At 65.9% G+C, this 12,916-nt stretch carries 10 protein-coding genes; 8 read left to right on the top strand and 2 right to left on the bottom strand.

Going from position 1 to position 12,916, the window contains the following annotated elements:
- Positions 1 to 343: 343 nt before the first annotated feature.
- Entirely contained in the window at positions 344 to 1,438 is a 1,095-nt protein-coding gene (locus QRO91_RS19095) for a dipeptide epimerase (protein WP_049432862.1), read from the bottom strand.
- The gene (locus tag QRO91_RS19100) at positions 1,435 to 2,874 is read right to left on the bottom strand and encodes an SH3 domain-containing protein (protein WP_197650584.1); all 1,440 of its coding nucleotides are present in this window, start codon (positions 2,872 to 2,874) and stop codon (positions 1,435 to 1,437) included. Before QRO91_RS19100 ends, QRO91_RS19095 begins: the two co-directional genes overlap by 4 nt.
- Positions 2,875 to 3,006: 132 nt before the next feature.
- Here QRO91_RS19100 and QRO91_RS19105 point away from each other — a divergent pair, with 132 nt between their 5' ends.
- The 8 genes from QRO91_RS19105 (at position 3,007) to QRO91_RS19140 (ending at position 12,647) form a co-directional block, all read left to right on the top strand.
- Positions 3,007 to 4,479 (top strand): transglutaminase-like domain-containing protein, encoded by a 1,473-nt coding sequence (locus tag QRO91_RS19105; RefSeq protein WP_197650585.1) that lies wholly within the window; start codon positions 3,007 to 3,009, stop codon positions 4,477 to 4,479.
- 51 nt (positions 4,480 to 4,530) lie between these two features.
- On the top strand, positions 4,531 to 7,554 hold the full coding sequence (locus QRO91_RS19110) for a TonB-dependent receptor (RefSeq protein WP_285310521.1): 3,024 nt from the start codon (positions 4,531 to 4,533) through the stop codon (positions 7,552 to 7,554).
- Positions 7,555 to 7,609: 55 nt separating this feature from the next.
- The gene (locus tag QRO91_RS19115) at positions 7,610 to 9,163 is read left to right on the top strand and encodes a serine hydrolase (RefSeq protein WP_197650587.1); all 1,554 of its coding nucleotides are present in this window, start codon (positions 7,610 to 7,612) and stop codon (positions 9,161 to 9,163) included.
- Positions 9,096 to 9,809: a M15 family metallopeptidase gene (locus QRO91_RS19120; protein ID WP_197650588.1), complete on the top strand. Its 714-nt coding sequence runs from the start codon at positions 9,096 to 9,098 to the stop codon at positions 9,807 to 9,809. The genes QRO91_RS19115 and QRO91_RS19120 overlap by 68 nt, the downstream gene beginning before the upstream one ends.
- A 460-nt stretch (positions 9,810 to 10,269) precedes the next feature.
- A complete protein-coding gene (locus QRO91_RS19125; protein WP_049432879.1) occupies positions 10,270 to 10,641 on the top strand; it encodes a hypothetical protein in 372 nt (123 codons plus the stop codon).
- A gap of 232 nt (positions 10,642 to 10,873) precedes the next feature.
- The gene (locus QRO91_RS19130) at positions 10,874 to 11,290 is read left to right on the top strand and encodes an EF-hand domain-containing protein (RefSeq protein WP_106549734.1); all 417 of its coding nucleotides are present in this window, start codon (positions 10,874 to 10,876) and stop codon (positions 11,288 to 11,290) included.
- 84 nt (positions 11,291 to 11,374) lie between these two features.
- The gene (locus tag QRO91_RS19135) at positions 11,375 to 12,127 is read left to right on the top strand and encodes an HAD family hydrolase (RefSeq protein WP_049397778.1); all 753 of its coding nucleotides are present in this window, start codon (positions 11,375 to 11,377) and stop codon (positions 12,125 to 12,127) included.
- A 31-nt stretch (positions 12,128 to 12,158) separates the two neighbouring features.
- A complete protein-coding gene (locus QRO91_RS19140) occupies positions 12,159 to 12,647 on the top strand; it encodes a hypothetical protein (protein ID WP_197650590.1) in 489 nt (162 codons plus the stop codon).
- The last annotated feature ends 269 nt before the right edge of the window (positions 12,648 to 12,916 follow it).

The following is a 12,916-nucleotide window of genomic DNA, read 5'->3' on the forward strand; positions in this document are numbered from 1 at the left end:
GCGCGCGTGCCAGCCGCGAAGGGGATACGGGGTAGAGCAGAAGCAAGCGCAAAAGCATCCACGCATGTAGTGGATCCACGGGATGCAGTTGTTGCCTTTGACGTTGAGTCCGCCTTCAAGCGAGCCGAGCACCGCAGGTCCGGCGAGGGCGAAGAGGGGCGGGTGTCTGAGCGCAGCGAGTTCCCGCGCCGTCCCTCGACGGGCCGAGGAGCGCAGGGAACCGGTGCGTAGCACCGGCTCGCGGCCGGCGGAGCGTTTCTTTTGGTTACTTTTCTTTCCGCGGAAAGAAAAGTAACGCCCGACCAAGAGTCAGTTGTACGCCAGGCCAGCCGCAAGGCAGAGATCAACCCAGCATCTCCAGCCCACGCACTTCGGTGATGCCCAACCCCGGCACGTCGCTGATGCTGATCTCCGATTCGTTGAAATGCACGCCCCCGCTGACCGGGTCGAACTGGCCCAGCGACGGGCCGTCCAGGTCGACCTTGGTGATCACATCGCTCTTGGCCACCGCCAGGTGCACGGCGGCGGCAACGCTGATGCTGGATTCGATCATGCAGCCGATCATGCACGGCACACCGTAGATGCCGGCGATGTCGGCGATGCGGATCGCGTTGGACAAGCCGCCGGTCTTCATCAGCTTGATGTTGATGATGTCGGCCGCGCGCTGCTGGATCAGGTCCATCACCTGGCTCGGGCTGAACACGCTCTCGTCGGCCATCACCGGCGTGTTGACGCGGTCGGTGACGTACTTCAGACCGCTGATGTCGGCCGCCTTTACCGGTTGCTCCAGCAGCTCCAGCACCACGCCGGCCTCTTCCAGCGTGCGCATCGCATGCACCGCCTGCTTGGCGGTCCAGCCCTGGTTGGCGTCCAGGCGCAGCAGGGCGCGGCCTTCCACCGCCGCATGGATCGCCTTGACCCGCTCGATGTCCAGGCCGATGTCCTTGCCGACCTTGATCTTCAGCGACTCGAAGCCGCGGTCGATCGCCGACAGTGAATCGGCCACCATCTTGTCGATGTAGTCCACGCTGATGGTGATGTCGGTGGTGATCACCGGGTCGCCGCCACCGAGCATCTGGTACAGCGGCGCACCGTGCAGCTGCGCCCACAGGTCGTACAGCGCGATCTCCACCGCGGCCTTGGCACTGGTGTTGCGCTCCATCGCGGTCTGCACCAGCCCGCACAGACGATTGAGGTTGACCACGTCCTGGCCGATCAGGCGCGGCGCGATGAAGTGGCGGATCGCTTCGATGATCGAGCCGTGCGTATCACCGGTGATCACTGCGGTGGCGGGGGCTTCGCCGTAGCCGGTGTGGCCGGTGTCGGTGCGGATCAGTACGACCACGTCTTCCACGGTCTCCACCGTGCGCAGGGCGGTCTTGAACGGCGTCTTCAGCGGCACGCGCAGCATGCCCAGTTCGATGGCAGTGATCTTCATTCAGGAGTCTTGGCGCGCAGGCGCTGGATGTTGGTGATGCGGTCGATGTAGCGGACGGTATCGCTGGCCATCATCGGCTCCAGCGGCGTGACCGAAACACCATTGAGGTGGGCCTGTACGCGCTTGCCGTCAGCACCGAACCAGCTGCCGCCCGCGGTATCGTGGATGACCCAGGTGCGGCCGTCGACGTGGCCGATGGCCATCATCACGTGCCCAGGGATATAGACCAGGTCGCCCACCTGCAGATCGGTGACCGCACGGTCGCGCGCGGCCTTGCCGACCTTGTCGGTGAAGGGCAGGCGGTCCAGCGCAGGGCTGATCGCCTGTGCGCTGGTATTGCGCGGCAGCAGCACGCCGAAGCTGCGGTAGATCTCGGAAACGAAACCGCTGCAGTCGCGTGTGTCGTAGTCGTGGCCCCAGCCATAGCGCTCGCCAAGGAACTTGAAGGCCTGCTGCAGCAACAGGCGCGGGGTCAGTGGCAGGTAGTCGGCGGCGGTGTCCTGCGAGCGCGGCAGCAGCGCCGGCACCAGCTTCAGGCGGCCATCGGTTTCGCGCACCGGCAGCTGCACGACCCACGAGGCATGCGCCTGCTGGCCGTTCACCGGTTCGGCGGCGGGCCAGTCGGCCAGCACAGGCAGGCGCACGCCCATGTCCAGCTGCAGGCGCGAGACGCGCGGTTCCTCCGGGCTGTAGGCGGTCTGTGCGGTGGCGCCGGTGACGATGCGGTACGGTCCCTTGGCGCCATAGCCGAGCACCATGGCCTTGTCACCACTGGCGACGGCGTCGGCTTCGATCCACGCGCTGTAGCGCTCGCTGTGCACGAACAGCCAATGGCCATCGGTACTGCGATGGACCACGGCAACCTTGTCACCGGGGAACAGTGCCGATTCCTGGAAGCGGTCGATGTCGGTGTCACCGGCAGTGCTGAAGACGCGCTCGCGGGTGGGGAAGGTGCGCAGCGCGGCACGCTTCACCACCAAGCCGTAGGCGGGTGCGACGTGTGCGGGAATCGCATTGAGGCCGAGGTTGGCTTCGATGCCACTGCGCAGCGCGGGGGCGATGGCCTGGCCCTTCTCGTTGAACAGTGCACGCTCGGGCCAGCGCGACAACGCGCTGATGCTGGCGCGTACCTGCGCGGCATCGAGCTGTGCGGGCAGCGAAGCGATGTCCTGGATGTGGCTGTCCTGCGCCCGCATCCGCGCGTTCTGCGCGTCGATCTGCGCGCGGTCCAGGATCGGCGCATCGGCATTGTCCAGGCGTGCGGCCCAGTACTGCGGTGTCAGGTAGGCCTCGTGCAGGCCAACCACATAGGGCAGCGGCGCGCCGGGGTCAGGTGGCGGTGCAGCCTGTGCGAAGGCCGGTGCGGCCAGCAGGCACAGGGCCAGGGTCAACCGGCGCGACCACTGCCGGTCCGGTGCGCGGGAAGCCAGGATCATGCGCTGCATACCCTCCTCGAATGCCAGTTGGAATATTTATTCCTTTCTCTGGCGAAAGCAAGAATAAATTATTGACCGGTGTTCCGGCCCGTGTTACACAGCCATTACCACCCGCGCTGGGGAAGTGTCGCTGTGGATCCTGCCGTTCGCAAACCGCGTCTGCCTGCTGCTGCCGGCCTGTGTGCCGCGCTGCTGCTGTGGGCGTCGGCCGCGCAGGCGGCGGATGCGCGCAGCAGCCAGCAGCGGGCGCGCCAGACGCAGGTGATCGACCTGATCGACAGCGGTCGTTTCAGCGATGCCGAAGCGCTGCTGGCAACGGCAGGCAATACTGCCGAAGGCGCCTTCCAGCGCGAGCGCATGCGCCGTATCCGCCTGGATTTCAGTCTTGACCAGCAGGCCGCGAAGGCCGCCGTGCGCCGCTGGATCCCCGACCTGAGCGACGAGGAATTCGCGCGCTGGGACCAGCTCGGCCTGATCGAACACCTCGATATCGATGGCACGCGCCGGTACTTCAAGCGTGCACCGTCGAACCTGTTCCTGCTCAGCGACGAAGCGCGTGCACGTCGCCGCGCAGATGCGCCTATGCCGGCGCCAGGCCCGAACGAAGTGCTCAACGCACACCACGCGCGCGTGGTTGCCGCCGCCGAACAGAGCGGCCAGGCCTGGGTGCTGCCACAGCGCATCGAATTCACCCAGACGCTGACGGTGAAGGCCGATGCCGTGCCGGCCGGCGAAACCGTGCGCGCATGGATTCCCTATCCGCGCGAGATCCCGGGGCAGCAGGAGCAGGTGCAGTGGCTGGGCAGCGCCCCGGGCAAGGCGCGGGTGGCACCGGCCAGTACCCTGCAGCGCACCGCCTACCTGGAAGCCAAAGCCGTAGCCGGCAAGCCGACCCGGTTCGAGATCCGCTACGCGGCGACGATCTTCGCGCGGCACACCGCGATCGATCCGGCGAAGGTGCAGGCCACGCCGAATGATCCTGCGTTGAAGCCCTACCTGGCCCAACAGCTGCCGCATGTGCGCTTCACCCCGGCGCTGAAGCTGTTCTCCGACCAGGTGCTGCAGGGCGAAACACGCCCCCATGAAATGGTGCGCAGGCTGTTCGCTGCTGTTGATCGTATTCCGTGGGCCGGTGCACGCGAATACTCCACGCTCAGCAACATCAGCGATTACGCCTTGCGCGCTGGCCATGCCGACTGTGGGCAGCAGACCCTGCTGCTGATCGCGCTGCTGCGCATGAACGGCATTCCCGTGCGCTGGCAGTCGGGCATGGTGTTCTCCGGCGATGGCAGTGGTTACAACAATCTGCACGACTGGGGGCAGGTCTACCTGGCGCCGTACGGCTGGCTGCCAATGGACGTGACCACCGGCGCGCTGGCCAGCGATGTACCGGCATTGCGCGACTTCTACCTGGGTGGCCTCGATGGCTACCGCATCGCCTTCAACGACGATTTCGGCCAGCCCTTGGTGCCGGCCAAGCAGCACTTCCGCTCGGAAACGGTCGACTCGCAGCGCGGCGAGGCCGAGTGGGCAGGCGGCAACCTGTACTTCGACCAATGGAGCTACGACTTCCAGTGGCGGGTACTGCCAGCCGGGCAACGCTAGCGCGACACATCGCATTCCACACCATTCAATTCTTGCAGGAGAGAGCAGGGGATGAAGGCTTACAGCATCAAGCGGGCGGCATTGTGCGTCGCCCTAGGGGCGTGTCTGGGCGTAGTGCTGCCCGGCATCGCGATGGCACAGAACGTGAGCGGTGCAGTCGCCGGCCGTGCAACCGCCGGTGACCAGGTCACCGTGGTCAGCAGCAGCACCGGCCTGACCCGTGCCGTCACCGTTGGCGCCGATGGCAGCTACCGCCTCGGCCAGCTGCCGGTGGGTGACTACCAGCTGCAGCTCAGCCGCGATGGCCAGAAGCTGGGCGATCAGGTATCGGTCAGCGTTGCCGTCGGCGGTACCACCACGGTCAACCTGGCCAGCGGCGGCGGTGTCACCAACCTGGATGCACTGCAGGTGGTTGGCACCCGCGTGATCAACCGCGTGGATGTCCACTCCACCGAAACCTCGTTCAACATCAACCGCCAGGAGATCTCGCGGTTGCCGGTGGCGCAGGACCTGTCTGCGGTCGCGCTGATGGCGCCGGGCGTGGTCGGCGGCAACTCCTCATTCGGTGGCCTGTCGTTCGCCGGTTCATCGGTGGCCGAGAATGCGGTCTTCATCAACGGCCTGAATGTCACCGACATGTATACCCGTCGTGGCTTCAGCACCGCGCCGTTCGCGTTCTTCAACGAATTCCAGGTCAAGACCGGCGGTTACTCGGTGGAGTTCGGCCGCTCCACCGGTGGCGTGATCAATGCCGTGACCCGTTCGGGCAGCAACGAATTCGAGGGCGGTGTTGAAGTCACCGCCGAGCCGAGTGCGTGGCGCGCCAGTGGCGGCGATCATTTCCACCGCGACGGCACTCCGCATTCCTACGGCAGCCGCGACAACAATTCCTTCCTGAAGACCAACGTCTGGGGCTCGGGACCCATCATCAAGGACAAGCTGTTCCTGTTCGCGATGTACGAGGACCGCAGCGACAAGGGCCACAACACCTCGTCCGATGGCAGTACCTGGTTCAAGAACGATTCCGGCAACGGCTTCTGGGGCACCAAGCTGGACTGGAACATCAACGACAACCACAGCCTGGCGCTGCTGGCGTTCTCCGACGAGGGCGATGTCACCAATGCGTCGTACGGCTACAACTGGAAGGCCGACCAGCTCGGTGCGTGGGGTGGCGACTCGGTCACCGAGACCGGCGGCCGCAACTGGTCGGCCACCTACACCGGCCACTTCGGCCAGAACTTCACCGCGCGTGCCATGGTCGGCCAGAACAAGCAGCGCGCCTTCACCAACTCGTCGCTGGACCAGGCCTGCAGCCCCGTGTTCACCGACAGCACCTACGGCCCGCGGCTGGGCAAGCTGCAGGGGCTGCGCGCCGGTTGCCACCCGACCGGCGCGGCCGTGGCCGAGCGCGATGACACCCGCGATGTCGCGCGCCTGGACTTCGAATGGCAGCTCGGCGACCACCTGCTGCGCTTCGGTGTCGACCGCGAACTGATGACCACCAAGCAGTCCACCCGTTATCCAGGGCCGACCGAGCTGAGCTACACCGCCTACGTGGCGCGGCCCGGCGATGAAGTGTGGGATGGCGCCAACGCCTACGTACCGGCCGGCGTCACCGAGATGCTGCGTGCTCGCAACCGCCGCTCGGGCGGCACCTTCGAGACCGAGGCCAATGCCTTCTATCTGGAAGACATCTGGAACATCACCCCGAACCTGATGCTGAACCTTGGCGTGCGCTGGGACCGCTTCGAGAACCGCACCGCTGCAGGCAAGGCGTTCATCAAGATGGACGACCTGATCGCGCCACGCGTCGGCTTCTCCTGGGACATGCGCGGCGATGGCAGCACCAAGCTGTTCGGCAACGCCGGCCGCTACTACCTGCCGGTCACCAACAACATCAACGTGAACTTCGCCGGTGGCCTGACCGACGAATACAGCTATTACGTGCTGAACGGCTGGGAACGGAAAACCTCGCCGACCGGTTCGCCGTACATGGCACCCATCGTCGGCCAGCAGATCGGGCCGACCGACACCCGCATGAACACCGGCGGCGCCGACCTGCGCCAGAGCGTGGACCGTGACCTGAAGGCGGTTTACCAGGACGAGTACATCCTGGGCTTCCAGAACATGATCAACCAGGCCTGGTCGTGGGGCGTCAATGCCACCTACCGGCGCATGACCCGCGCGCTGGATGACATCCGCATCAACTACACCCCATGCGGCCCGACCCCCAGCACGCTGTGGCCGATCGCCAACCCGGGCGAGAGCCTGACGATCTGGGGCGACAAGAGCATCGGTTGCGCCAACGAAGGCTGGATCACCATCGATACCGCCAACAGCGGCTACCGCAAGGGCGGCAGCGGCGAGGTGATCGGCTACTCCAAGCCCAAGCGCACCTACAAGGCGCTGGAGTTCCAGATCGACCGTGCCTGGGACGAGAAGTGGATGTTCAACGCGTCCTACCTGTGGTCGAAGAGCGAAGGCAACTTCGAAGGCCCGGTGAACTCCGATACCAATTACGGTGATACCGGCATGGTGCAGTTCTGGGACCACCCGGCCACCAATGAACGTTATGGCGTGCTGTTCAACGACTTCCGCCATCAGTTCAAGCTGCGTGCCGCGTATGCGCTGAACAAGCAGTGGTCGTTCGGCACCACGCTGCAGGTGCAGTCCGGTGGCCCGATCACCGCCTACGGCGTGATGTGGCCGAACGACTCCATCGCCGGTGGCAGCACCTCCAGCGAGGGCAGTGGCGGTGGCACCGGCTGGCTGTGCGTGGCCAACTGTGCGGGCCCCTACAACCAACGGCAGTTCGAATACAGCCCACGCGGTGCGTTTGGCCGCCTGCCGTGGACCTGGACCATGGGGGCCAATGTGACCTGGCGGTTGCCGGTGGAGGGCATCGACCTCAGCGCCCGCTTGTCGGTGTACAACCTCACCAACAACCAGAAGACCATCAACGTGCACCAGCGCTATGAAGCACAACCCGGCCAGTACCGTGAGGCGACATTTGCGACCGGCACGCGCTGGCAGGCCCCGCGTTATACCCAGCTGGTGGTGACCTGGAACTTCTGAGGCCACGATCCGCGCCGTCCACCGTGACGGCGCAGGCAATGGAGGGACTGCCCGCATGCACCACCTGCTGATCCTCGCGGCGGCACTGGCTGCACCGTCCGCGTCGTCGGCCGACAGCGCCGCAATCGAGGCCGACATCGCGGCCGTGGTCCAGGCCGAGCATCTGCCCGGGCTGGCGCTGGCGGTGGTCGAGGAGGGGCGGGTGGTCCATCGCCATGCAGGGGGCGCGCGCGGCGATGGCGGCCGCATCGACGAGGACACGCTGTTCAAGATCGCGTCCAACAGCAAGGCGATGACCGCTGCGCTGCTGGCGCGGTTGGTGCAGCAGGGCAGGCTGCACTGGGATGATCCGGTGCAGCGGCACCTGCCGGGTTTCCGCATGCACGATGCATGGGTGGGCCAGCAGATGCAGGTGCGCGACCTGCTGATCCACAACAGCGGCCTGGGCCTGGGCGCCGGCGACCTGATGTTGTGGCCGGAGCCGAACGCCTTCACCCGTACCGACATCATCGCCGGGCTGGCACACCTGAAGCCGGTCAGCAGCTTCCGCAGCCACTATGCCTACGACAACCTGATGTATGTGGTGGCCGGTGAAGTGGCGGCCGCGGCGGGTGGCAAGCCGTACGACCAGCTGATGCGCGAGCAGGTGTTCGAACCACTGGGCATGACGCGCTGCCAGGTGGGTGCGTGGTCGGTGAAGCGCGTGGGCAACGTGGCACAGCCGCATGCCTGGCGTGGTGAGCGCAACGAGGTGGTGAACGCCGATGCTGCGATCAGCCCGGACCTGCCCTCGATGGCGGCGGGTGGCATCCGTTGTTCGCTGCGCGACATGACACGCTGGATGCAGGTGCTGCTCGATCCCGCTCTGGTACCCGACTGGCTGGATAGCACCCAACGCCGCACGCTATGGACCCTGCACATGCCGATGCCGCTGGGCGAACGCCAGCGGCGCTGGGACAACGCGCACTTCTACGGCTACGGCTTTGGCTGGCGGGTGTCGGACATGGACGGGCAGTGGAAGGTGGCGCATACCGGCACGCTGTCAGGCATGTATTCGTCGTTGGCGCTGCTGCCCGACCGCAGGGTGGGCGTGGTGATGCTGATCAACGGTGAAGGCGAGGATGCACGCACGGCGCTGATGCAGGCGATGCTGAAGCGCTTCACCGCACCAGACGATACGCGCCCGGCGATGGAGTACCTGGCCGAACTGAAGGCTGACCAGGCAGCGCAGGCAGCATCTGGCCACCAACGGCCAGCGACCGCAGCCGCGCAGCCGGCACGCGGCGATGACCTGCCGCGCTGGCAGGGTCGCTACAGTGATCCCTGGCTGGGGCCCGCATCGTTGTGCCCGGACAGGGACGGCCTGCGCTTCAGCGTGGACAGATCGCCACGGCTGCAGGGTGCCGTGCTGCAACTACAGGAGCGTTGGCTGCTGCGCTGGGATACGCTGGGCGAAGACGCGCAGGCGTGGCTGCAGCCAGGCGAAGGCCCGGCACCGACACTGGACCTGCGTGCCATCGATCCGGACATCGACTTCAGCTATGACTTCCAGGACCTGCATTTCACTCGTACTGGCGACTGCCCTGGCAGCGACCGCCAACGCCGCTGAACCACCGCGTGTTTCACCCGCCACCGGCGCGGCCGACGCCGGGCTGGTGGAGATCCGGTCGGTGGCGCCACGTATCGACATGGATATCCGCTACGCCGGTGCCAACAACTTCACCGGCGCGCGTGTTCCGGGCTACGAGGCTCCTTCCTGTTACCTGCTGGCCCCGGTGGCGAAAGCGCTGGCGCGGGTGGAACAGGATCTGCGTGCGCAGGGTTTTGGCCTGCGCCTCTACGACTGCTACCGGCCAGTACGCTCGGTGCAGGCCTTCATGGCCTGGGTGAACGACCCGGGCGAACTCTCGCGCAAGGCGCTGCAGTACCCGGACCTGGACAAGCCGCGGCTGCTGGCCGATGGCTACATCGCAGAGCGTTCTGGCCACAGCCGTGGCGCGACGGTGGATCTTGGGTTGCTGGATTGCCGCAGCGGTAGCTGCACGCCGTTGGACATGGGTACCGACTTCGACTTCTTCGGGCCACGTGCGCACACGCAGGCGAGCGGACTGAGCGAGGTGCAGCAGGCAAACCGCCAGCAGTTGGTACGGGCAATGGCGCGCCGCGGCTTCGTGAATTACCCCCAGGAGTGGTGGCACTACACCCTGCAACCCGAACCGGATCCGGGCACCGCGTACGACGTCCCGGTACGGTAGGGGTATCGGCAGGGCTGCGCCCTGCACCCGCTACAAGCCAGAGCAACAGCAACAGCACGCATTCCGTGGGATGGCGGGGTGGGTCGCTGCTGTTGGTAGGTGTCGACCTTGGTCGACACGGTAGATCCACGCCATGCGTGGATGCTCTTCGTTCAATTCTCGAAATATTCGATTTCGATTGAGATTCATCCACGCATGGCGTGGATCTACCACCAACCGTCATCAGGAATCTGTCGGAGGTGGGGCGGTGTGGGTGGGCAGGACCGTTGGCGCCATGGATGGCGCCATCGAGCCCCCAGGGATGGGTTTACGGCGTGTCCTGCCCACCCACATCGTCCCGCCAAACCATCAACAGTCCAGAGCCGCTTTGGCTTTGGCCGTTGCCTGAAGCCTCTGCGGGTGCAGGGTGCAACCCTGCCGATACCCTTACACTGACCGCCTTCCCACCGCTGCCCACCCGATGAACCTTCCCCTGCACTTCGGCCTGCTCGGCACCCTGGAAGCCGGCGCCATCGCCCTGCTGGTCGGCCTGCTGGTGTACTTCCTGTGGTCGCGCTTGTGCCGGCTGCTGCACTGGTCGATGGGGCATGCCATCGGCTGGGCCTGCGTCATCTCGGTGGTGGCTTCGGCCGGCATCGATGCGTGGAAGCTGTTCTACATGGGCATCGTGCGGCTGGAGTCACCGCTGTACGCGCGCATCTTCCTGTCCACCATCCATGATCCGAACGAACTTGGCAGCCGCGTGGTGCTGGAAATCGCCGGCGCGCTCGCCGGTGTTGCGCTGGGATGGGTGATGTTCAGTTCGCGGTCATCGGCCCAGACCGCGAATTGACGCAGGTTTTTCGTTCGCTGCCGGTTAAATCCTGGCGCGATGAATGCGCAGCTTATGAGCCACTCACTTCGCGCTAACCACCGTGCTAAAGCATGTGCGGTGGCGAGTGGTTAATCGCGTGTGTTGATGCCGGTCGCGGCGCAAAATCGATTCAGAAAGGCGGTGGCAGGGTAGGTGCCGTGCGGAGACAACACGCCGCGCAACACCACCCAATCGGTAGGAGACACCCCTGATGACTATTCGCAACCGCAAGCCCCTGATCGCCCTGATCGTCGCCGCTGGCAGCGTGCTGGCCATTCCGGCGATGGCGCAGTCGGCCAAGCAGCAGGCGGCGCATGCGCAGAACGAGGCCGCGCAGGCCCAGCAGGCGGCTGCACAGGCCGGCCAGGCCGCTGACCAGGCGACCAATGCGGCCGCAGCGGCATCGGCGCAGGCCAATGGCGGTGGCCAGACCTGGGCCAGCATCGATACCGATGGCAACGGCACCATCAGCAAGTCCGAGGCACAGGTGAACGCGGGCCTGGCCCAGGTGTTCGACCAGGCCGATACCAACAAGGACGGCGAGCTCAGTGCCGACGAGTACAAGGCCTACGTGGCCGCCCAGCAGGCCGGCGCCGGCGGCGCAGCCCAGGGTGCGCAGGGCAGGTAAGACCTGCATCGGGGCGTATGGGAACCCGGGCGGCTTCGGCCGCCCGGGTTTTTTTCGTCACCATGGCCCCTGTATCCTTGCGCGATGAACACCTCCACGCCTGCGCCGTCGCGCGCCATCGGCCTGGTCGGTTTTGACGGTGACGATACGCTGTGGAAGAGCGAGGACTACTACCGCAAGGCCGAGCAGGATTACCTTGACCTGCTGTCGCGCTACGTCGATGTGCATGACACCCAGACCGCACGCCACCTGCTGGAAGTGCAGCAGCGCCATCTGGGCACCTTCGGCTACGGCGTGAAGAGCATGACGCTGTCGATGATCGAAGCGGCCATCGACATCACCGGCCAGCGCATCGAGGCCAAGGACATCCAGCGCATCCTGGACATCGGCCACGACACCTTGCGCCACCCGGTCGAGCTGATCGACGGCGTGCGCGAGGCGGTGGCCGCCATCGCCGAGCACTACCCGGTGGTGCTGATCACCAAGGGCGACCTGTTCCACCAGGAAGCGAAGATCAAGGTCGCCAACCTGGCCGAGCTGTTCCCGCGCATCGAGATCGTCTCGGAGAAGGATCCGGAAACCTACGCCCGCGTGCTGGCCGAATTCGATCTTCCGATGCAGCGCTTCGTGATGGTCGGCAACTCGCTGCGTTCGGACATCGAGCCGGTGGTCACCCTCGGTGGCTGGGGCGTGCATACCCCGTATGCGGTGACCTGGGCCCACGAGACCCAGCACGGTGTGGCCGACGACGAACCACGCATGGTCACTGCCGATACCGCCCACGACTGGCCGGCAGCATTGGCCGCGATCGAGGCCAAGGCCGCCGCGGCGGCCTGACAGGGCGGGGCGGCTGCGGCAGAATCGGGCCATGAACCACCGACTGCGCGCGTTGCTGTTGTCCCTGCTGCTGGCGCCGGCCACCGTGCTGGCCCAGCAGACCGCCGAGCGTTCGGCTGCGTATGAGGTGGAGACCGGCGACAGCTGGGTTGATGCCCAGCTGCAGGACATCAACCATTACGCCGAACGCTACCCCGATGCCTTCCTCGATGAGGTATCGCGCTATGCCGACGTGCCGCGCGGCTACATCAGCGCGCTGTTCACCACCCATGGATGGCAGGCCGGGGACATCTATTTCGCCTGCTTCTGGGCCAAGGCCAGCGGCCAGACCTGCCGCGACAGCGTGCGCGCCTTCAGCCAGGACCCGGAGGGCGGCTGGGAAGCCGTGGTGAAGCGGATGCCCGCCAAGCCCGACAACCTGCATTACCGCGCCGTGCGCCATGCCATCGTGGCCAGCTACCAGCACTGGGACCGGCCGATCACCCTGGATGCCACCCTCAAGCGCCAGTTGAAGCGGTAGCGCCGGCCGCTGGCTGATTCTGGTGGGGGGGGCCCCTTGTTTGGGCCCCCGTTTGGGCGTGCCCCCCCACCAGAATTCGGCACAAAGTTGGGCCCCCACCCAACAGCCCCGGGGCGGCGGCCGTTTTTTCAGGATAAATCCCCGCCCCCCCCCCACCGCGGCAAAAAAGGTCCCCGCGGTTTCCCGTTGCCGGTATAGAGTGACTGATTTTGGGCTGTTTGTTTTCTGCGGCATTGATTGCCCGGCTGGTGGGGCAGCCGAAGTCCCGC

The organism is Stenotrophomonas maltophilia group sp. Smal32 (genome assembly GCF_030237085.1).
In the GTDB taxonomy this organism is placed as follows: Bacteria; Pseudomonadota; Gammaproteobacteria; order Xanthomonadales; family Xanthomonadaceae; genus Stenotrophomonas; species Stenotrophomonas maltophilia_Q.

Coding starts and splice junctions, on each gene's coding strand:
- QRO91_RS19110 (WP_285310521.1), top strand. CDS start 4,531: ATGAAGGCTTACAGCATCAAGCGGGCGGCATTGTGCGTCGCCCTAGGG.
- QRO91_RS19135 (WP_049397778.1), top strand. CDS start 11,375: ATGAACACCTCCACGCCTGCGCCGTCGCGCGCCATCGGCCTGGTCGGT.
- QRO91_RS19115 (WP_197650587.1), top strand. CDS start 7,610: ATGCACCACCTGCTGATCCTCGCGGCGGCACTGGCTGCACCGTCCGCG.
- QRO91_RS19140 (WP_197650590.1), top strand. CDS start 12,159: ATGAACCACCGACTGCGCGCGTTGCTGTTGTCCCTGCTGCTGGCGCCG.
- QRO91_RS19120 (WP_197650588.1), top strand. CDS start 9,096: ATGACTTCCAGGACCTGCATTTCACTCGTACTGGCGACTGCCCTGGCA.
- QRO91_RS19125 (WP_049432879.1), top strand. CDS start 10,270: ATGAACCTTCCCCTGCACTTCGGCCTGCTCGGCACCCTGGAAGCCGGC.
- QRO91_RS19095 (WP_049432862.1), bottom strand. CDS start 1,438: ATGAAGATCACTGCCATCGAACTGGGCATGCTGCGCGTGCCGCTGAAG.
- QRO91_RS19130 (WP_106549734.1), top strand. CDS start 10,874: ATGACTATTCGCAACCGCAAGCCCCTGATCGCCCTGATCGTCGCCGCT.
- QRO91_RS19100 (WP_197650584.1), bottom strand. CDS start 2,874: ATGATCCTGGCTTCCCGCGCACCGGACCGGCAGTGGTCGCGCCGGTTG.